The organism is Micromonospora reichwaldensis (assembly GCF_031845925.1).
Lineage (GTDB): Bacteria > Actinomycetota > Actinomycetes > Mycobacteriales > Micromonosporaceae > Micromonospora > Micromonospora reichwaldensis.
The window spans coordinates 106,332-125,169 of the sequence record NZ_JAVRFL010000020.1 but is presented as its reverse complement, the minus strand read 5'-3'; the positions used below and the strand labels follow the sequence as shown (position 1 = coordinate 125,169).

General features: G+C 73.8%; 18 protein-coding genes. 9 read left to right on the top strand and 9 right to left on the bottom strand.

Translation table 11 applies throughout. The annotated features are described in order from the left end of the window. Positions 1–109 precede the first annotated feature (109 nt). The gene (locus tag RM555_RS18250) at positions 110–643 is read left to right on the top strand and encodes a GNAT family N-acetyltransferase (RefSeq protein ID WP_311412890.1); all 534 of its coding nucleotides are present in this window, start codon (positions 110–112) and stop codon (positions 641–643) included. A gap of 88 nt (positions 644–731) precedes the next feature. Here the strand turns inward: RM555_RS18250 and RM555_RS18245 are convergent, their stop codons facing one another. From RM555_RS18245 to RM555_RS18235, 3 genes are read right to left on the bottom strand one after another with little or no spacing between them, the layout of a single operon-like run. After that, positions 732–1,697: a TIGR03885 family FMN-dependent LLM class oxidoreductase gene (locus RM555_RS18245; RefSeq protein ID WP_311412889.1), complete on the bottom strand. Its 966-nt coding sequence runs from the start codon at positions 1,695–1,697 to the stop codon at positions 732–734. 55 nt (positions 1,698–1,752) lie between these two features. After that, the gene (locus RM555_RS18240) at positions 1,753–3,165 is read right to left on the bottom strand and encodes an NADP-dependent succinic semialdehyde dehydrogenase (protein WP_311412888.1); all 1,413 of its coding nucleotides are present in this window, start codon (positions 3,163–3,165) and stop codon (positions 1,753–1,755) included. Between the two features lie 12 nt (positions 3,166–3,177). After that, on the bottom strand, positions 3,178–3,441 hold the full coding sequence (locus RM555_RS18235) for a DUF6343 family protein (protein WP_089001114.1): 264 nt from the start codon (positions 3,439–3,441) through the stop codon (positions 3,178–3,180). Between the two features lie 256 nt (positions 3,442–3,697). Here RM555_RS18235 and RM555_RS18230 point away from each other — a divergent pair, with 256 nt between their 5' ends. Both RM555_RS18230 and RM555_RS18225 read left to right on the top strand, forming a co-directional pair. Beyond that, positions 3,698–4,321, top strand: a complete 624-nt coding sequence (locus RM555_RS18230) for an antibiotic biosynthesis monooxygenase (RefSeq protein ID WP_311412887.1) — start codon at positions 3,698–3,700, stop codon at positions 4,319–4,321. Positions 4,322–4,501: 180 nt separating this feature from the next. Beyond that, entirely contained in the window at positions 4,502–5,353 is an 852-nt protein-coding gene (locus RM555_RS18225) for a GDSL-type esterase/lipase family protein (protein WP_311412886.1), read from the top strand. Between the two features lie 65 nt (positions 5,354–5,418). Here RM555_RS18225 and RM555_RS18220 read toward each other — a convergent pair whose 3' ends face one another. From RM555_RS18220 to RM555_RS18210, 3 genes are all read right to left on the bottom strand, one after another. Next, on the bottom strand, positions 5,419–6,177 hold the full coding sequence (locus tag RM555_RS18220) for an EcsC family protein (protein WP_396888799.1): 759 nt from the start codon (positions 6,175–6,177) through the stop codon (positions 5,419–5,421). 38 nt (positions 6,178–6,215) lie between these two features. Continuing rightward, a complete protein-coding gene (locus RM555_RS18215) occupies positions 6,216–6,359 on the bottom strand; it encodes a hypothetical protein (protein WP_311412885.1) in 144 nt (47 codons plus the stop codon). Between the two features lie 103 nt (positions 6,360–6,462). Continuing rightward, positions 6,463–7,299 carry a peptidase M23 gene (locus RM555_RS18210; RefSeq protein ID WP_311412884.1) on the bottom strand — a complete coding sequence of 279 codons (837 nt, stop codon included), beginning with the start codon at positions 7,297–7,299 and terminating at the stop codon, positions 6,463–6,465. 417 nt (positions 7,300–7,716) lie between these two features. Here RM555_RS18210 and RM555_RS18205 point away from each other — a divergent pair, with 417 nt between their 5' ends. Genes RM555_RS18205 through RM555_RS18195 form a run of 3 tightly spaced genes read left to right on the top strand, consistent with a single transcriptional unit; the run spans position 7,717 to position 9,815 of the window. After that, on the top strand, positions 7,717–8,637 hold the full coding sequence (locus RM555_RS18205) for a proteasome assembly chaperone family protein (protein ID WP_311412883.1): 921 nt from the start codon (positions 7,717–7,719) through the stop codon (positions 8,635–8,637). A gap of 37 nt (positions 8,638–8,674) precedes the next feature. Beyond that, complete coding sequence (locus RM555_RS18200) at positions 8,675–9,472, top strand: exodeoxyribonuclease III (RefSeq protein WP_311412882.1); 798 nt, start codon at positions 8,675–8,677, stop codon at positions 9,470–9,472. Between the two features lie 28 nt (positions 9,473–9,500). Continuing rightward, positions 9,501–9,815: an antibiotic biosynthesis monooxygenase family protein gene (locus tag RM555_RS18195; RefSeq protein ID WP_311412881.1), complete on the top strand. Its 315-nt coding sequence runs from the start codon at positions 9,501–9,503 to the stop codon at positions 9,813–9,815. 38 nt (positions 9,816–9,853) lie between these two features. Here RM555_RS18195 and RM555_RS18190 read toward each other — a convergent pair whose 3' ends face one another. Together RM555_RS18190 and RM555_RS18185 are read right to left on the bottom strand one after the other, a co-directional pair. Further along, the gene (locus RM555_RS18190) at positions 9,854–10,531 is read right to left on the bottom strand and encodes a class F sortase (RefSeq protein ID WP_311412880.1); all 678 of its coding nucleotides are present in this window, start codon (positions 10,529–10,531) and stop codon (positions 9,854–9,856) included. Positions 10,532–10,539: 8 nt separating this feature from the next. Beyond that, positions 10,540–11,139 carry a hypothetical protein gene (locus RM555_RS18185; protein WP_396888798.1) on the bottom strand — a complete coding sequence of 200 codons (600 nt, stop codon included), beginning with the start codon at positions 11,137–11,139 and terminating at the stop codon, positions 10,540–10,542. Positions 11,140–11,361: 222 nt separating this feature from the next. On the opposite strand from RM555_RS18185, the gene trmB reads away from it, so the two are divergent. The 3 genes from trmB (at position 11,362) to RM555_RS18170 (ending at position 16,337) form a co-directional block, all read left to right on the top strand. After that, positions 11,362–11,991, top strand: a complete 630-nt coding sequence (gene trmB, locus RM555_RS18180; RefSeq protein WP_311412894.1) for a tRNA (guanosine(46)-N7)-methyltransferase TrmB — start codon at positions 11,362–11,364, stop codon at positions 11,989–11,991. Between the two features lie 113 nt (positions 11,992–12,104). Beyond that, the gene (locus RM555_RS18175) at positions 12,105–14,609 is read left to right on the top strand and encodes a DEAD/DEAH box helicase (protein ID WP_311412879.1); all 2,505 of its coding nucleotides are present in this window, start codon (positions 12,105–12,107) and stop codon (positions 14,607–14,609) included. Positions 14,610–14,966: 357 nt separating this feature from the next. Next, positions 14,967–16,337: an MFS transporter gene (locus RM555_RS18170; protein ID WP_311412878.1), complete on the top strand. Its 1,371-nt coding sequence runs from the start codon at positions 14,967–14,969 to the stop codon at positions 16,335–16,337. A 61-nt stretch (positions 16,338–16,398) separates the two neighbouring features. Here the strand turns inward: RM555_RS18170 and helR are convergent, their stop codons facing one another. Further along, positions 16,399–18,543 carry an RNA polymerase recycling motor ATPase HelR gene (helR, locus tag RM555_RS18165; RefSeq protein WP_311412893.1) on the bottom strand — a complete coding sequence of 715 codons (2,145 nt, stop codon included), beginning with the start codon at positions 18,541–18,543 and terminating at the stop codon, positions 16,399–16,401. Positions 18,544–18,838 lie beyond the last annotated feature (295 nt).

The window sequence follows — 18,838 nt, the reverse complement described above, 5'->3', positions numbered from 1 at the left end:
GTTGTGGTGGGCGGCGTGCCCTGGATCGCACCTTTTGCCGGGCGCCACAACTGCATGATCGACGCAGTAGGGGCGGCCGGGCGGGGACGGGTGTAGGAGCATGTCCGTCATGAGCGACCAGCCAAGCCCCAGTCTGCGTCCCGGCGGGCCCGCAGACGCGCCCGCCGTGCTACGGCTGTTCGACGACGCCATCGCCTGGCTGGCGGCGCGGGGCCGCACCGGCCAGTGGGGCACCGAAGCGGCCTCGACCGACCCGCGGCGGATCGCGCAGGCCGAGGCCTGGACGAGCGGCGGCGGGCTGTGGCTGGCGACGCTCGCCGACCGGCCGGTCGGCGCCCTGGTGGTCGGGACGGCGACCGAGTACGTGCCACCCGCCACCGAACCCGAGCTGTACGTGAACCTGCTGGTCACCGACCGCGCGCACGCCGGGTCCGGCATCGGCGGCCGGCTGCTGGCGCACGCCGCGGAGCTGGCCCGGGAGCGCGGGCTCGGCCTGCTGCGGGTGGACTGCTACGCGGGCGACGACGGCGCGCTGGTCCGATGGTACGAGCGGCAGGGCTTCACCGCCACCGACCCGTTCACGGTCGAGCGCCCGGGCCGCGACCCGTGGCCCGGGCAGGTCCTCGCCCGCCGCCTGCCCTGACCCGCTCGCCCGTCGACACGGCACGCCCCGGCAGCGGCGCGGGCCGCCACCGCTCAGCCGGCGCTGCGCAGGCCCGGGACGGGACCGCTCAGCCGGCGCTGCGCAGCTTCGGCAGCACCTCGGCGCCGAACGCGTCGATGAAGTCCCGCTGCTCCTGCCCGACGTGGTGCAGGGCGATCTGGTCGAAGCCCAGTTCCAGGTACTCCTCCAGCCAGCCGACGTGCCGGCCGAGGTCGGCGGAGACGTTCACGACGTCGTGGACCTTCTCCATCGGCACGTCCTGCGAGACCACGTCGAAGTGCTCCGGGGTCTCCAGGTCCCAGCAGACCGGCGGGGCGAAGACGTTGCTGCGCCACTGGTCGTACGCGAGCCGCTCGGCCTCGGCCTGCTCCGGCGCCCAGCTCACGTGCACCTGGAGGTGCAGCGGCCCGCGCCCGCCGGCGTCCCGGTAGGCGTCGATCATCTGCCGCAGGTGCGCGGGCGGGGCGTTCACGGTGATCAGCCCGTCCGCCCACTCGGCGCACCAGCGGGCGGTGGCAACGCTGACCGCCGCACCGATCAGCGCCGGCGGCTGCTCCGGCCGGGTCCACAGCTTCGCCCGGTCCACCCGGACCAGGCCGTCGTGGCTGACCTCCTCGCCGGCCAGCAGCGCGCGGATCACGTCCACGCACTCGCGCAGCCGGGCGGAGCGGACGTCCTTGCGCGGCCAGTCGTCGCCGGTGATGTGCTCGTTGCTCGCCTCGCCGGTGCCGAGGGCGGCCCAGAACCGGCCCGGGTACATCGCGCCCAGGGTGCCGATCGCCTGGGCGATGATCGCCGGGTGGTAGCGCTGCCCGGGGGCGTTGACCACCCCGAACGGCAGATTGGTCGCCTGGAGCGCGGCGCCGAGCCAGGACCAGGCGAAGCCGGACTGGCCCTGCCGCTCGCTCCAGGGCGCGAAGTGGTCCGAGGACATGGCGGCGTCGAAGCCGGCCCGCTCGGCGTGGATCACCGCCTCCAGCAGGGCGCGGGGATGGATCTGCTCGTGGGACGCGTGGAAGCCGAACACCGTCATGGCGTCACTCCGTACCCACGACGGCGTCCGGCTACGCCGATCAAGCCGGGCGGGGCTACTCCGCGTGCGCCCCGGCGCCGGCCGAGGCGGCCCCCTCGCCCACCCAGACCGTCTTCGTGTTGCAGAACTCCCGCATGCCGAGCGCGGAGAGCTCGCGGCCGTAGCCGGAGTTCTTGACCCCGCCGAAGGGCAGTTCCGGGTACGACGTGGTCATCCCGTTGACGAAGACGTTCCCGGCGTCGAGGTCGACGGCGAAGCGCTCCTGCTCCTCCGGGTCCCGGGTCCAGGCGTTGGATCCCAGGCCGAAGGAGGTCCCGTTGGCCACCTCGATCGCCTCGTCGTACGACGACACCCGGTAGAGGCCCGCGACGGGCCCGAAGACCTCCTCGGACCACATCCGCATCTCCGGCCTCAGGTCGGTGACGACGGTCGGCGGGTAGAACCAGCCGGGGCCGGCGGGCAGCTCGCCGCCGCAGAGCACGGTGGCGCCCTTGTCGACCGCGTCCCGCACCTGGGCGTGGATCTCGTCGCGCCCGCCCTCGCTGGCCAGCGGGCCGACGTCGGTGTCGGGATCCATCGGGTCGCCGATCCGCAGGGCCGACATGTTCGCGGCGAACTTCTCGGCGAAGGCGTCGAAGACGTCGGCGTGCACGATGAACCGCTTGGCGGCGATGCAGGACTGGCCGTTGTTCTGGCAGCGGGCGGTGGTGGCGACCTCGGCGGCCCGGTCCAGGTCGGCCGACGGCATCACCACGAACGGGTCGCTGCCGCCGAGCTCCAGCACGGTCTTCTTCAGCTCCCGGCCGGCGATCTGGGCGATCGAGCGGCCGGCGCCCTCGCTGCCCGTCAGCGTCGCCGCGCGCACCCGCGGGTCGCTGAGCACCCGGTCGACCTCGGCGGAGCCGACCAGCAGGGTGGTGAACGCCCCCTCGGGGAAGCCGGCGCGGCGGAACAGGTCCTCCAGCAGCAGCGCGGTCTGCGGCACGTTGGAGGCGTGCTTGAGCAGGCCGGTGTTGCCGGCCATCAGGGCCGGCGCGGCGAAGCGCAGCACCTGCCACAGCGGGAAGTTCCACGGCATCACCGCGAGCACCGGCCCGATCGGCTGGTAGCGGACGAAGGCGCGGGTGGCCTTGACCGCTCCCGCGTCGGCGGGCTCGTCGGCGAGGAACCCGGCCGCCTTCGCCGCGTAGAAGCGGCAGGCGGCGGCGCACTTGGTGACCTCCGCCCGGGCCGAGGCGTACGTCTTGCCCATCTCGGTGGTCATCAGCCGGGCGATCTCGTCGCGCTCGGCCTCCAGCAGGTCGGCCGCCGCGTTCAGCCAGCGCCCGCGCTGGTCGACGGTGGTGCCGCGCAGCTGGCGGTACGCCAGGTCGGCCCGCTCGATCGCGGCGTCGATCTGCTCCGGCGACATCGGGTCGTAGGTCTTGAGCGTCTGTCCCGTGGCGGGATTGGTGGTCGCGATGGGCATCTCGTACTCCTGTCACTCGAAGAGTGAGTGGCGGGCTCCCGGTTCCTCCCGGCGGCGGGCGGCGCGGCGCCGCTGGATGATGATCAGGTCGACCACGGCGACCACCGCGAAGACCACGCAGAGGACCCCGAGCCACACCAGGTCGGCGTTGAACGCCAGCACCGCGAAGACGGTCATGGTCACCAGACCGAACCCGGCGAGCAGGAGACGCATGTTGAGCGCGCTGTAGGCGTGGCCGACCGTGCCACGGGCGCGCCGGGGCTGCGATCTCGTCATCTCACCGACCTACCCCCGATCCTCCCGCTTAACCCGCCCCGGCGGGGACCCCGGGCTCCCCCTCCTCCCCCCGCGCGGGTCGGCCCGGCCGCCGCCCCGCCGCTCGACGGCGCCACCCCGCCGGTCGACCACGCCGGCCCCGCCGGTCCCGCCGCGTCGACCCTCGCGGTGGGCCGCGTCACCCCGCTGGTGGGGTGCGTTACACCGGCGGCCCGTGAGCCTGTCGAACCGGCTCCGAGCGGAGAGGATGGCCGGTATGACGATGACCCACGCGCTGCCGGTGACCGTCGCCGTCGCCCGGCGCACCGACCCCGCCCGGACCAGCGAGATGGTGGCCTGGATGCGGGCCGGCACGGCGCTGGCCGAGGCGTTCCCGGGATTCCTCGGGTCCGGCTGGGTACGCAGCGCGCCCGGCTCCGGGGAGTGGCACATCATCTACCGCTTCGCCGACCACGACACGCTGCGCCGCTGGGAGGAGTCCCCGCAGCGGCACTGGTGGCTCTCCTCGGCGCAGGGCATCGTCGAGCACACGCGGGTCGAGCGGCGTACCGGCGTCGAGGGCTGGTTCGACCCGCCGCCGGAGCACGTGGCGCAGACCGTGCCGGTCAGCGCCGAGCCGACGGTGCCGCCGCCCTCCCCACCGCGCTGGAAGCAGGCGGTGACGATCTGGCTGGCGTTCTTCCCGCTCAGCCTGACCGCGACGCTGCTCACCAGCCGTTTCCTCCCGGACGTGCCGCTGGCCGCCCGGGTGCTGATGATGACCCTCACGCTGACCCCGCTGATGACCTACCTGGTGCTGCCCCGGATCACCCGGACCCTGCACTGGTGGCTGCACGGCCAGCCCGCGCCCTGGCGTGCCGACCCCCGCCTGGCGCGCTGACCCCGCCCCGCCACGCTGGCCCCGCCCGCCGCGCTGACCCCGCCCACGTATCGATCCGCTAGCATGCGAAGCCGCGCCGGAACAGCCCTCTGCCGCATTGTCGACAGCGGCGGGTTGCCCCATCGGGGCCGCGCTTAGAGTTACCGCGCTGTCGCTCTCCGCTGCGGGACTGGGGATGGTATGCCTCGACGCTGGGTCACCGTGGCCGCCTGTCTGCTGGCGCTGGTCGCGCTCGCCTGCGAGGGCGGCGGGGAGCCCGGCTCCCGCCCGCCACGGGAGACGCCGTCGCCCGGCTCGCCCGGCGGCATCGCGGCCCTCGGCGACTCGATCAGCACCGGCTTCGGCTCCTGCCTGGTGCTCGTCTCGTGCGAGCGCAACTCGTGGTCCACCGGCGACGGGCTGCGCGTCGACAGCCTCTACCGGCGGTTGCTCGACCGGAACCCGGCGATCCGGGGCAAGGCCCACAACCACGCCAGTCCGGGGGCCCGCGCGGCGTCGCTGGAGGGGCAGGCCCAGCGGGCGGTACGCGACCGCGTCGACCACGTCACCGTGCTGATCGGCGCCAACGACGTGTGCCGGGGCGGCATCGAGGCGATGACCCCGGTGAAGCAGTTCCGCGCCGAGGTGGACCGCGGCCTGCGGGTGCTGCGGCAGGGGCGGCCGAAGGCCCGGGTGCTGGTGGTGAGCGTGCCCAACCTGCACCGGCTCTGGGAGGTCGGGCACACCGACGCGCGGGCGGTACGGGCCTGGAAGCGGGGCGTCTGCCCGGCGCTGCTGGCCAACCCCACCTCGACGGACCCGCTCGACCGGGCCCGCCGGGCGGCCGTGCGGGAGCGGATCGCCGACTACAACGCCCAGCTCGCCGCCGCCTGCAGGGCGTACGGCTCGCGCTGCCGGCACGACGGCGGAGCGGTGCACCGGGTGCGGTTCGACCTGGAGCTGGTCAACCCGCTGGACTGGTTCCACCCCAACGCCGCGGGGCAGGACCGGCTGGCCGACGTGGCGTGGCGCGCATCGGGCCTCGGTTCCTGACCCTGCCGGCCGACCGCACCGGCCCACCCGGACCGGGCGGCGGGATCGGCGTACGGCGGCCCGCCTCAGGGCCGGCGGGGCCCGGGGACGGTCGGTCCGCCGTGCTGGCGGTAGAGGGCGTGGGAGCGCGCGGCGAGATCCTTGGTGGCCGACGAGTTGGCCCAGGTGCCGAGGACAATTGCCGCGCCGGGCACCACCTTGGCGAAGACCCGCTTCGCCGCGCGCACCCCGGCCATCTGGGCCAGTCGTACGCCGAGGCGCAGCATCACCTTGCCGAGCGGGTTCTGCCCGCCGCTGCCGAAGAGGGCCCCGGCGCGCTCCCGGCCGGCGGCCACCCCGAGCGCGAGCCGGGCGCTCTCGGCGACCTTGTGCACCTTCTGCAGCACCAGCAGGTCGGTGGCCCGGTCGCCGTGCAGCGGGTCGACCCCGTACGCGGCGGCGACGTGCAGCACCATCCGGGCCTGCGTCCAGGCCAGCACGCCCACGTCGATCACGGCGCCGGGCAGCCCGGCGGCGCCCGAGACCGCCCCCGAGAGCCGGGCGTGGTTGACGAACTTGCGTACCGCCTGCTCCGCCAGGGCCTCGGCGGAGACGCCGGGCTGTTCGGCCCGGGCCCGCGCGGCCCACTGCGCCGCCTCCGGCCCCAGCCGGCGTACGGCCTCCAGGGCGAGGTGCTCCGGGGCGTACTGCGGGTCCTCCCGCATCCGGTCCCAGAGCTTCAGCGGCGGCGCCTCGGTGGCCTCCTGCGTCGGTGCCGGAACCACGGCCGGCGGCTGCGGTCCTCCGGCGACGTGCTGGTCGTCGGCGGGCGCGGAATCGGTCACAGGGTCTCCCGGGGGTCGGAGAGGTCGGCGGTGACGGGTCAGCGGCGGTTCTGGAACTTGGCCGCGAGACCCCGGAGCTTCTGCTGGGTGCCGGGCTTGGCCAGCTCGCGACGGCCACGATCGACCATCTGCTGACCCTTGGGCGAGCGCAGGAAGGTGCTGATCCGCTGCATCAGTGACATGTTGTCCTCCAGTCGGTGGTGCCTGCTCCATGTGTACCTCGGAGTGACAACCCATGTACCCCGGATGCGCGAACCGCAACCGTCCACTGTGGTTGGTGAAAGCCTACTGCCCGGCCTCCAGGCACGCCGCGACGACCTTGGTGGCGCGCCACTCGTGCTTGGCGTAGTGCTCCGGGTAGGCGGAGATCTGCACCGCCTGGGCGGCGTCGGTGAGCCGCATCTGCTGCCAGCCCGGCACCCGCGCCAGCGCCGAGAGGAACTGTCGGGTGGCGAACTCCGGGTCCATCAGCTCACCGACCTCGCCCCAGCCGCTGCTGGAGCGCTGCTGGAACAGCCCGACCGAGTCGTGGTCCCACCCGATGCCCTGGTGCGGGTACTCGCGGGACTCGGGGAGCACCCCGCTGGCGACGTTGTAGAGGTTGCTCTCCTGCATCGCGGTGGCGACCGCGATCACCAACGCGCGCCGGGGCATCCCCATCTCGCGCCCGGTCCGCACGATCTCCTCGGCGTTCTCCATCTGGGCGTCGTCGAGCCCGACGACCGGGGCGGGGTCGACCGGCTTGCGGGTGGTCTTCTTCGGCGCCGGGGTGGTCGTGTCCGGGTCGGCGGCGCGGGTCGGGCTGGCGGAGGCGGCGACGCGTTCCACCTTGCGGGAGGCCGGGTCCGGCTCGGCACGCTCGGCGAGCGCGGAGGGGGCGGCGGCGGGGGCCGGGTCGGCGGAGTCGTCCCGCGCGCCCTGGGCGACGGCGGTCAGGCCGAGGCAGCACAGCACGCCGGTGGCGAGGGCGATCCGGGCCCGGGCGGGCCCGCGCGTCAGCAAATGGGCGTACGCCCCGGCGGCGCGGAGGACGGTTGACCGAACGTACGAGGGGGTATCGTTCGAACGGCCAACCGGGTCACCGGGGGCGATCTGGTCGTCGAGGGTGCGGTCGTCACGCATCAGCCGAGGCTAGGCAGGCCCACCCGCCGATCACCCCGGGTGATCTCGTGGCTTTCCTCACGATATGGGCTGGACCGGGTGGACGCCCCTGCCGCCCCGGGCAGCCCCGGGGACGGACCTCGCGGACCGGTCAGACCTCCGGGTCGCCCCGGCCCGCGCCTGCGCGACCGGAACACGGACAAACCCCCGCCGCCCGGCCCATGATCCCCAAACTCGCCCGTTCGACCGATAGCCTGATAGTCCTGACGGCCAGCGTTCCTCGTCCGCCGGTGGGCTTGCGGGCATACGCCCGATTACCGGGCAGGTGACGACCCGCGGCGGGGCGCGGCGAGGAATGCACGAGGATGGCGGGTACGTTCCCCGAACCGGGTGCCCTCGCGCGGCGACCCGTACGCACGACCAGGGAGGTCCGCACCGGTGCTCGACCCACACGAGCTCTACGAGCTCACCGACGATCTGCCCGACCTCGGTCAGCCGGTCCTGATCCAGACCCTCACCGGCTTCGTCGACGCCGGCAGCGCCACCCGACTGGCCAGGGAGCAGCTGCTCACCTCCCTGGACGCCCGCCCGATCGCCCGGTTCGACGTCGACCAGCTCTTCGACTACCGCTCGCGCCGCCCGGTGATGACCTTCGTCGAGGACCACTGGGAGGCGTACGACGCCCCGGAGCTGGAGCTGCACCTGCTCCGCGACGACGACGAGACGCCCTTCCTGCTGCTCACCGGCCCGGAGCCGGACCTGCAGTGGGAGCGCTTCGTGGCCGCGGTGGCCGGCATCTCCGCGCGGCTGGACGTCCGCCTCACCGTCGGGCTCAACTCGATCCCGATGGCCGTGCCGCACACCCGGCCCGCCGGGGTGACCGCACACGCCACCCGCCGCGAGCTGATCGCCGGCTACGAGCCGTGGTTGCAGCGGGTGCAGGTGCCGGGCAGCGTCGGGCACCTGCTGGAATACCGCCTCGGCGAGCTGGGCCGGGACGCCCTCGGCTTCGCCGCCCACGTGCCGCACTACGTGGCGCAGACGGAGTACCCGGCCGCCGCCGAGGTCCTGCTCGCCTCCGTGTCCCGCAGCACCGGGCTGCTGCTGCCCCGCGACGGGCTGCGCTCGGCGGCCGAGGTGGTCCGGGTGGAGATCGACCGGCAGGTCGCCCAGACCGACGACGCCGCCCAGCTGGTGCAGGCCCTCGAGGAGCAGTACGACGCGTTCGCGCGCGGCCGGGGCGAGCGGAACCTGCTGGCCGCCGAGACCGGGCCGCTGCCCACCGCCGACGAGCTGGGCGCCGAACTGGAGCGGTTCCTGGCCGAGCAGACCCGCCCGGGCGACACCCCGGGCAGCTGAACCGGCGACACGCGCGGGGATGGGGCAGGCTGGTCACATGCGCCTGGCGACCTGGAACGTGAACTCGGTGAAGGCCCGCCTGCCCCGGCTGCTGGACTGGTTGGCGGGCACGGGGCCCGACGTCGTCTGCCTCCAGGAGACGAAGTGCCCGGACGGCGCCTTCCCGGTGGCCGAGGTGGGCGAGCTGGGCTACACGGTGGCCAGCCACAGCGACGGCCGGTGGAACGGGGTGGCGATCCTGTCCCGGGTCGGCCTGGCCGACGTCACGGTGGGGTTCCCCGGCGAGCCGGGCTTCCCCGATCCCGAGGCCCGGGCCATCTCGGCGACCTGCGACGGGGTCCGGGTCTGGTCGGTGTACGTGCCGAACGGCCGGGCCCCGGACGACCCGCACTACACGTACAAGCTCGCCTGGTTCGCGGCGCTGCGGGACGCGGTCGAGGCGGAGCTGACCGGCGGCCTGCCGCTGGCGGTCTGCGGCGACTTCAACGTGGCGCCCACCGACGCCGACGTCTGGGACCCGGCGCTGTTCGCCCACTCCACGCACGTCACCCCGGCGGAGCGGGCGGCCCTCGCGGCGCTGCGCGACCTCGGGCTCGCCGACGTGGTCCCCACGCCGATGAAGGGCCCGCACCCGTTCACCTACTGGGACTACCGGGCCGGCATGTTCCACCAGAACAAGGGCATGCGGATCGACCTCGTGTACGCCTCGGCGCCGTTCGCCCGGGCGGTCCGCTCCGCGTACGTGGACCGGGAGGCGCGCAAGGGCAAGGGCCCCTCCGACCACGCGCCGATCGTGGTCGACGCCGACCTGGTTCCGGCCGTCGAGTCGTTCTGAGCCCCGACCTCGTCGCTAGGGTGGAGCCATGGCAGTCGTGAAGATCAACGCGATCGACGTCCCTCCCGGCGCGGGCGAGGAACTGGAGAAGCGGTTCGCCGCCCGGGCCGGGGCCGTGGAGAACTCCCCCGGCTTCCTCGGCTTCGAACTGTTGCGCCCGGTGGCCGGGGAGAACCGCTACTTCGTCTACACCCGCTGGGAGAGCGAGGAGGCCTATCAGGCGTGGGCCGCCGGCCCGTCGCGCGCCGCCCACGCCGGGACGGGCGAGAAGCGTCCCCCGGTCGCCTCCGGCGCCACCCTCCTGGAGTTCGAGGTCGTCCAGCAGGTCCCACCCCGCCCCTGACCCGTCGCGCGAGGCGACACGGGCGTGGGAGCCTGCGCTCAGGGCTTGCGGGAGGAGAGCAGGGTGGCGAAGGCGATGATGTTGTCGGCGTAGCCCGTCCGGCCGCCGAGCCAGTCGCCGCCGCAGGTGATCAGGCGCAGGCCCGCGGGGCCCTCGTCGCCGTAGACCCGCTCCGCCGGCAGCCGCTCCTTGGGGAAGTGCTCCACGGAGTCGACCCGGAACACCACGACCGACCCGTCCGCCCGGGCCACCTCGACGGTGTCGCCCGGGCGCAGCTTGTGCAGGTCGTAGAAGACCGACGGGCCGCGCTTGGTGTCCACGTGCCCGACGATGACCGACGGGCCCGCCTCGCCCGGGGTGGGGCCCCGGTCGTACCAGCCGGTCTCGTCGGCCCGCTCCAGCGGCGGGACGGCGATGGAGCCGTCCCGGGCCTGGCCGACGGGGGCCACCGGGGCGGACACCTTGATCGCGGGAATCGACAGGCGCACCGGCCGGCTGGCCGCCAGCGCGCCGTTCTCGCTGCGGGCCGGCCGGTCCTGTCCCCCGCCGGCGGCCCATTCGAACGGCCCGGCGGTGCGCCCCAACCCCGCGCCGGTGGCGAAGACCCCGGCCAGCACCAGCACCACGGCCAGCGGCACCGACCAGGGGCGGCGTCCGGGCGGCCGTGGGCTCCGGGCCGCTGCGGCGGCCGGCTGCGGGGCGGGTGTGGGGACCATGACCGCGCTCAGCGCCGGGCGGTACGCGGGCGGCGGGCCGCCCGGACCGCGAGCACGATGCCGGTCACGATCAGCGCGAGGCCACCCGGAAGCAGCAGCCCGCCCGTGACGCCACCAGCGCCTCCGCCGAACCCGGTCGCCGGGCCGCGACTGGGCTTCACGGCCTTGACGACCTGGAGCATCGTCGAGGCGGTCTCGCCGTCGCGGCACTCCAGCTTGATCCGGTAGTTGCCGGGCCGGGTGCGCTCCCGCACCATCGGCGCGGCGGTCAACGTGCCGCCCTGCGGCTGCACCTGCACCCGGCCGAAGGCGTCCGAGACCACGGTGGCGGGGACCGAGTTGTCCTGGCAGCTGGCCCGGATCCCCACCAGGAAGCCGGGCTCGACGGTGCTCGGGCTGACCTCGACGAAGACGCGCGGCCCCGGCGGTCCCGGCTGGGGCGCGCCGCCGGGCGGCAGAGCGGTCGACGGCAGAGCGACGTTGAGCGGCAGGGCGACACTGGGCGCGGCGGTGGCCGGCTGGGCGGCCGGGGCCGGCGAGGCCGCGAGCAGGGGACCGGCGACCACGGTCACGATCGCCAGCGCCACACCGCCGCGGTGCACCGACACGACGCCCCCTCCCGGCGCGTTGGGGCAGTGCCGGGCAATACCAGACGCCCGGTCTGCCGTACGGGATGGATCCTCTCATCCCCGGGCGAACATCACATCCGATTCGGCGCGGTCGTCGCGTACCCTCGGGTCGTTGTGACCTCCACCGACTCCCCCGCCGCCGCCGCCGTCGCGCCGCCCGCCGCCCGACCGATCCGGACCTTCCATCCGCGTCGTGGCCGGATGAGCAGCCGCCAGACGGACGCCCTCGACCGGCTCTGGCCGGTCTACGGCCTGGACGTGCCCGAGCGGCCCGGCACGCCGGTGGACCTGGCCGGCCTGTTCGGCCGACGGGCCCCGCTGGTGCTGGAGATCGGCTCCGGGATGGGCGACACCACGGCCGAGATGGCCGCCGCCGACCCCGACCGGGACTACCTGGCGGTCGAGGTGCACACGCCCGGGATCGCCAACCTGCTGGACCTGGTGGACCGGCACGGCCTGCGCAACGTACGGGTGGCGCAGGGCGACGCCCTGGACCTGGTCGCGGGCCTGGCGGAGGCGTCGCTGGACGCGGTGCACGTCTTCTTCCCCGACCCCTGGCCCAAGTCCCGGCACCACAAGCGGCGGATCATCCAGCCGGCCCACGTGGCGCTGCTGCGCTCCCGGTTGGCGCCCGGCGGCACCCTGCACTGCGCGACCGACTGGGCCGAGTACGCCGAGGCGATGCGCCAGACCCTGGACGCCGACCCGGGGCTGGTCGACGCGTACGACGGCTTCGCGCCCCGTCCCACCCACCGTCCGGTCACCAAGTTCGAGCGCCGGGCCCTGCGGGCGGGTCGCCCGATCTTCGACCTGATCCACCGCCGGCCGTGAAAGGAAGGGCCCCCTGTTAACGGATTCCGTTGCACAGGGGGCCCTTCCTCACACTTCAGGCGCGCGGAGCCGGTTGGCGTTCGGGGGCATGATCCAGGCACCATGGACGGGCTATGACGCTCACCGCCGCGCTGCCGACAAGCGCCGACCCCGACACCCTCTTCGACGCGTTCGCCGGCTGGGCGAAGGAGCGCGGCCTCGACCTCTACCCCCACCAGGAGGAGGCGGTCATCGAGATCGTCTCCGGCGCCAACGTGATCATGAATACGCCGACCGGCTCCGGCAAGAGCCTGGTCGCGATCGCGGCGCACTTCGCGGCCCTGGCCGACGACCGGACGACCTTCTACACCGCCCCGATCAAGGCGCTGGTGTCGGAGAAGTTCTTCGCCCTCTGCGAGGTCTTCGGCGCCGACAACGTCGGCATGCTGACCGGCGACGCCAGCGTCAACGCCGACGCGCCGATCATCTGCTGCACCGCCGAGATCCTCGCCAACCTGGCGCTGCGCGAGGGTGACCGGGCCGACGTCGGCCAGGTGGTCATGGACGAGTTCCACTTCTACGCCGAGCCGGACCGGGGCTGGGCGTGGCAGGTGCCGATCATCGAGCTGCCGCAGGCCCAGTTCGTCCTGATGTCCGCCACGCTGGGCGACACCACCCGCTTCGTGGACGACCTGACCCGGCGTACCGGCCGGCCCACCGCCGTCGTCCGCTCGGCCGAGCGGCCGGTCCCGCTGATCTTCTCGTACGCGATGACGCCGCTGCACGAGACGCTCGAAGAGTTGCTGGAGACGAAGCAGGCACCCGTCTACGTCGTGCACTTCACCCAGGCCGCCGCCCTGGAACGCGCCCAGGCGCTGATGAGCGTCAACGTCTGCACCCGCGCCGAGAAGGACATGATCGCCACCGCGATCGGGAACTTCCGGTTCACCTCCGGGTTCGGCAAGACCCTGTCCCGGCTGGTCCGGCACGGCATCGGCGTGCACCACGCCGGGATGCTGCCCAAGTACCGCCGGCTCGTCGAGACCCTCGCCCAGGCCGGCCTGCTCAAGGTCATCTGCGGCACCGACACCCTCGGCGTCGGCATCAACGTGCCGATCCGCACCGTGCTCTTCACCGGCCTGTCCAAGTACGACGGGGTGCGCACCCGGCTACTCAAGGCCCGCGAGTTCCACCAGATCGCCGGCCGCGCCGGGCGGGCCGGGTTCGACACCGTCGGCCGGGTCGTCGTGCAGGCCCCCGAGCACGTCATCGACAACGAGAAGGCGCTCGCCAAGGCCGGCGACGACCCGAAGAAGCGGCGCAAGGTGGTGCGCAAGAAGCCGCCGGAGGGGTCGATCGGCTGGGGCAGGCCCACCTTCGACCGCCTGGTCGAGGCCGAGCCGGAGCCGCTCACCTCCAGCTTCCAGGTCAGCCACTCGATGCTGCTCAACGTCATCGGCCGTCCCGGCGACGCGTTCGCCGCGATGCGGCACCTGCTCACCGACAACCACGAGGACCGCGCCGCCCAGCGCCGGCACATCCGGCGGGCCATCGCCATCTACCGGGCGTTGCGCGCCGGCGGGGTCGTCGAGCAGCTCGACGAGCCCGACGAGACCGGGCGGCGGGTCCGCCTCACCGTCGACCTCCAGCTCGACTTCGCCCTCAACCAGCCGCTCTCGCCGCTGGCGCTGGCCACGATCGAGCTGCTCGACGTCGAGTCCCCCGCGTACGCCCTCGACGTGCTCTCGGTGGTCGAGTCGATCCTGGACGACCCGCGCCAGGTGCTCTCCGCGCAGCAGTTCAAGGCGCGCGGCGAGGCGGTCGCCGCGATGAAGGCCGAGGGCATCGAGTACGAGGCCCGCCTCGAACTCCTCGACGGGGTGACCCACCCGAAGCCCCTCGCGGAGCTGCTGGACTCGGCGTACGAGATGTACCGGCAGGGGCACCCGTGGGTGGCCGACCACCAGCTCTCCCCCAAGTCCGTCGTTCGGGACATGTACGAGCGGGCGATGACCTTCACCGAGTACGTGCAGTTCTACGGGCTGACCCGGTCGGAGGGCCTGGTCCTGCGCTACCTCGCCGACGCGTACAAGACGCTGCGCCAGACGGTGCCCGAGGACGCCAAGACCGAGGAGCTGGTCGACCTCATCGAGTGGCTCGGCGAGCTGGTCCGGCAGGTCGACTCCAGCCTCATCGACGAGTGGGAGCGGCTGCGCAACCCCACCGACGCCGCCGAGGCGGCCGAGGCGCTGGACGACCGGGTCCCGGCGGTCACCCGCAACGCCCGCGCCTTCCGGGTGCTGGTGCGCAACGCCCTGTTCCGCCGGGTCGAGCTGGCCGCCCTGCGCCGCTGGTACGACCTCGGCGAGCTGGACGCCGCGTCGGGCTGGGACGCGGACGCCTGGGCCGACGCGCTGGAGCCGTACTTCGAGGCGTACGACTCGATCGGGGTGGGTCCGGACGCCCGCGGCCCGGCGCTGCTGATGATCGAGCAGGGCCGGGAGCGGTGGACGGTCCGGCAGATCCTCGACGACCCCGAGGACGACCACGACTGGGGGATCAGCGCCGAGATCGACCTCGCGGCCTCCGACGAGGCGGGCGCGGCGGTCGTCCGGATCACCTCGGTCGGCCAGCTCTAGCCACCGCCACGACCGTGGGGGCCGGCTCCGGCCGGCCCCGCCACGGTGTTCCGGGTGCCCACGGGCACATATCGCGTTGCCGGGGTGAACCGCCCTGGACTACGTTGACCCCGTGCCCGCCTCGGACAGGGTGCGCCGCCCCTAGCGGCGGCGCGAAACCCCAGACTGCCGAACGCTCTGCGTTTCCGCTCCGCCGCATCAGCGACCCTTCGCCGGTGTGGCCGTCCGAGCTGCCCGGCTCCGCATGCGATGTCCGGAGCCTTTCGTGCACAGTTCTGCATCCACCTGTCCCGTCCCCTGTGACGCCCCCCGCTTCCGTCTCCTCCTGATCGTCGTCGTCCCGGGTCGGTGGTCGCGGTGAACGCGCGCGCCCTCACCCTGACCGCGGTGCTGTTGTCGTCGCTGTCGTTCCCGCTGACCATCACCGGAGCGTCCGTCGCGCTTCCCGGCATCCAGCACGATCTCGACACGTCACTCACGACGGCACAGTGGGTCGTCAACGGCTACAACCTCTGCTTCGCGGCGTTCCTGGCCTTCGGCGGCTCGCTCGCGGATCTGCTCGGCAAGCGCCGCCTCTTCACTGCCGGGGTCGCGGTCTTCTTCGCCGGCAGCGTGCTGTGCGTGCTGGCCCGGGACGCCACGGTCCTCAACCTCGCACGCGTCCTCGCCGGGACGGGGGCGGCAGCGGCGACGGCGACCGGTCAGTCGATCCTGGCGGCGACCTTCGGCGGACCGGCCCGGACCCGGGTGTTCGGCGCGCTCGGCGCGGTACTCGGCGTCGGCCTCGCGTTCGGGCCCACGATCTCCGGCCTGCTGGTGGACGCGCTCGGGTGGCGGGCCGTCTTCGCGGTCCCCGCCGCGCTGGCGGGAGTCGTGCTGCTGGTGTGCCCCTTCCTGCCCGCCCTGCCTGGCGCGAGAAGGAGGATCGACTGGGCCGGCGGCACGCTGTTCACCGCCGCGCTCGCGCTCCTCATCTGGGCCTTCGTCGAGGCACCCGCCCTGGGTGCCTCGCATCCGTCGGTGATCGCCGCGCTTCTCGCCCTCGTGATCTGCGGGATCGCCTTCGTACGGGTCGAGAAGCGCGGCACCGACCCGATGTTCGACCTCGGCCTCCTGCGCGACCAGCGCTTCGTCGGGTACTCGCTGGTCGCCGCGACCATGATGGGACTGCTCGTTCCCCTTCTGGTCTACCTGCCCTCCTACCTCATCGACGTCGCCGGCCTCGACGCCGGGCGAGCCGGGCTGTGGATGCTCATGCTCACCCTGCCCTCGGTCGTCCTACCCCCGGTCGGCGCGACGGTCGCGCGTCGCTCGCCCCGCCTGCTGTCAGTCGGGGCGGTCGCCCTCGGCACGGCGGGCATGTTCACCCTCACCACCGTCGGGCCCGACAGCACACCGGGTTCCCTCCTGCTCCCGCTGCTGCTGATCGGGGCCGGTGTCGGCGCCACCACGGGCGTGATCGACGGACTCGCCATCTCCAGCGCGCCCGTCCGACAGGCCGGCACCGTGGCCGGGCTGTTCAACACCGGCCGGCTCGTCACCGAGACGGTCGCGCTCGCGCTCGTCGGCTCCACCCTCGCCACCGTCAGCGGCGGGCACCTCGCCGGCGACGGCTTCACCGCCGCGCTGCGCGTCGTCGCGACGGCGCTCGGCTGCTTCGGCGCGGTCTCCGCCGTCGGCGTCGGTCTCCTCCTGCGACGACGGGATGCCGGGCGCCCGGCGGCGTGAGCCTCTGACGCCGCGCGTCCCGGCGCCCGTCGCGTGCCTGGGACGCGCGGTGGGCGCGTCGTCAGGAGGTGGTGAGGACGACGAGCTGACGGGTCGCCCGGGTCATCGCGACGTAGCGGTCCACCGCGCCGGCGACGCCGGCGCCGAACGCCTCCGGGTCGACGAGGACGACCAGGTCGAACTCGAGCCCCTTCGCCAGCTCCGGCGTCAGTGACCGGACGCGGGACGTCGCCCGGAACGTGGGGTCGCCGATGACGCAGGCGGTCCCCTCGGCGTGGGCGGCGAGCCAGGTGTCGAGGATCGGGTCCCGATCGGCGGCGGATCCGCGTACGACGGGGGCGCCGCCGCCGCGGATGGAGGTCGGCACGTTGGCGTCGGGGAGCACGGCCCGGATGACGGGCTCGGCCTCCGCCATGACCTCCTCCGGCGTCCGGTAGTTGACGGTCAGGGAGGTCACGGTGATCCGGTCGAGCCCGACGCGCTCCAGCCGTTCCCGCCACGGCTCGGTGAACCCGCGCCGGGCCTGGGCGCGGTCCCCGACGATGGTGAAGCTCCCCGACGGGCAGCGCAGCAGCAGCATCTGCCACTCGGCGTCGGTCAGTTCCTGAGCCTCGTCCACCACGATGTGGGCGAACGGTCCGGCGAGCAGGTCCGGCTCCGCGTGGGGCAGGGCGGTCTCGTCGACCAGGGCGTCCTGGAGGTCCAGCTGGCGCAGGCTCGACAGCACGCCCTCGCCGTCGTCGTAGGCGTCGGCCTCGATCAGGTCGTCGACGACGGCGGCCATGCGCGCGCGTTCGACGGCGACGACGGCCTCCTGCCGGCGCCTGCGTCCGGACGCCTCCGCGTCGCCGAGCCGCTGCCGTGCCGCGTCCAGCAGCGGCAGGTCGGACACCGTCCACGCCCGGGCGTCGCGGCGCTGGAGGGTGCGGACCTCGTCCGGGCTGAGCCAGGGAGCGCACCGGCGCAGGTAGGCGGGCACCGACCACAGGTCGCCGACGAGGTCGGTCGCCTCGATCAGCGGCCAGGCCCGGTTGAACGCCGTACGCAGCTCCCGGTCGCGCAGCAGCGAGGCGCGGACCACGTCGTCGGGCTCGTCGCCGTCGTACTTCTCCACCAGGATCGTGAGCAGCTCCGCCCAGACCTCGTCGCGCGCCTCGTTGTGGGGCGTACCGGGTCCCGGCGCCTCGAACGCCTCGGCCCAGTCGGCGGCGCGCAGCCGGATGTCGGCCTCGTCCGTGCTGACCGTCATCGGTGCGCTCGGCGGCTCCTCGTAGAACCTGACGGCCGACTCGATCGCCTTCACCATCTCCGCCGACGACTTCAGGCGGGCCACCTCCGGGTCGGTCTCGACGCTCGCCGAGGCCCCCTCGGGTACGAGGTCGCGCAGGGTGCAGGTCTGCACCTCCTCCTCCCCCAGGCTGGGCAGCACGTCGGAGACGTACGCCAGGTAGGGCTGGTGCGGCCCGACGAACAGCACGCCGCCACGGCGGTGGCCGAGGCGCGGGTCGGCGTAGAGCAGGTACGCGGTGCGGTGCAGCGCGACGACGGTCTTGCCGGTGCCGGGACCCCCGTCCACGACGAGCGCCCCGCTCGACCCCGCGCGGATGATGGCGTCCTGGTCGGCCTGGATCGTGCCGAGCACGTCGCGCATCCGCGGCGACCGGCTGGCGCCCAGGCTGGCGATGAAGGCGGACTGGTCGTCGAGCGCGGCGTGCCCCTCGAGGGCGTCCGGGGTGAACACCTCGTCCCAGTAGTCGGTGATCCGGCCGCGCGTCCAGCGGTACCTGCGGCGGCTCGCCAGGCCCATCGGGTTGGCGTGGGTCGCCGCGAAGAACGGCTCGGCCGCGGGGGAACGCCAGTCGAGCAGCAGCCGCCCGCCCGCGCCGTCGGTGAGGCCGCGCCGACCGACGTACACGGGCGCGGGATCGTCGGCGCCGACCATACGGCCGAGGCACAGGTCCACGCCGAAGCGGCGCAGTGTGCGCAGGCGGGCGGCCAGCCGGCGGACCTCCATGTCCCGGTCCACCGCCTGCCGGCCCTTGCCACCGGGGGCCCGGCGCTCGGCGTCGAGGCGGTCGGACAACTCGGTGCCCGTCCGCTCGATGCTCCCCGCGACGGCCGCGAAGTGCTGCTCGTCGGCGGCGATCAGCATCGGATCGGCCTTGGCGGCCAGGTGGTCGGGAAGGTCGAACGCGCTGGTCGTCAGGCGATCCACGTCAGCAACTCCACTCTCGTTCCGGCTCCTGGCCCCCGATGCCGTGCGCCGCACGCGCACCGGGCGTCCGACCATCGGCTCGACGTTTCCATTCGGCCGTACGTCGACGGCGACCCACGCTTTCGCTGGTCCCGTTTCCGCAGCTCGCGGCCTCGGCCGGGTGATTCTGCGGCACGGACCGGGTCTTGCCGCAAGCCCCCGGGTGCGATATACCTTGAAAAGGGAAAGGGGTGGCCACACTCCCTTTCCCTTGTTTCTTTCCGGGACGGAGTGTCTTTTCCGGAGC

What these genes read in the sequence shown, in the direction of transcription:
- RM555_RS18250 (WP_311412890.1), top strand. Translation starts at nt 110, where the DNA reads ATGAGCGACCAGCCAAGCCCCAGTCTGCGTCCCGGCGGGCCCGCAGAC.
- RM555_RS18190 (WP_311412880.1), bottom strand. Translation starts at nt 10,531, where the DNA reads ATGGTCCCCACACCCGCCCCGCAGCCGGCCGCCGCAGCGGCCCGGAGC.
- RM555_RS18200 (WP_311412882.1), top strand. Translation starts at nt 8,675, where the DNA reads ATGCGCCTGGCGACCTGGAACGTGAACTCGGTGAAGGCCCGCCTGCCC.
- RM555_RS18175 (WP_311412879.1), top strand. Translation starts at nt 12,105, where the DNA reads ATGACGCTCACCGCCGCGCTGCCGACAAGCGCCGACCCCGACACCCTC.
- RM555_RS18235 (WP_089001114.1), bottom strand. Translation starts at nt 3,441, where the DNA reads ATGACGAGATCGCAGCCCCGGCGCGCCCGTGGCACGGTCGGCCACGCC.
- RM555_RS18215 (WP_311412885.1), bottom strand. Translation starts at nt 6,359, where the DNA reads ATGTCACTGATGCAGCGGATCAGCACCTTCCTGCGCTCGCCCAAGGGT.
- RM555_RS18225 (WP_311412886.1), top strand. Translation starts at nt 4,502, where the DNA reads ATGCCTCGACGCTGGGTCACCGTGGCCGCCTGTCTGCTGGCGCTGGTC.
- trmB (WP_311412894.1), top strand. Translation starts at nt 11,362, where the DNA reads ATGAGCAGCCGCCAGACGGACGCCCTCGACCGGCTCTGGCCGGTCTAC.
- RM555_RS18195 (WP_311412881.1), top strand. Translation starts at nt 9,501, where the DNA reads ATGGCAGTCGTGAAGATCAACGCGATCGACGTCCCTCCCGGCGCGGGC.
- RM555_RS18230 (WP_311412887.1), top strand. Translation starts at nt 3,698, where the DNA reads ATGACGATGACCCACGCGCTGCCGGTGACCGTCGCCGTCGCCCGGCGC.
- RM555_RS18210 (WP_311412884.1), bottom strand. Translation starts at nt 7,299, where the DNA reads ATGCGTGACGACCGCACCCTCGACGACCAGATCGCCCCCGGTGACCCG.
- RM555_RS18240 (WP_311412888.1), bottom strand. Translation starts at nt 3,165, where the DNA reads ATGCCCATCGCGACCACCAATCCCGCCACGGGACAGACGCTCAAGACC.
- RM555_RS18245 (WP_311412889.1), bottom strand. Translation starts at nt 1,697, where the DNA reads ATGACGGTGTTCGGCTTCCACGCGTCCCACGAGCAGATCCATCCCCGC.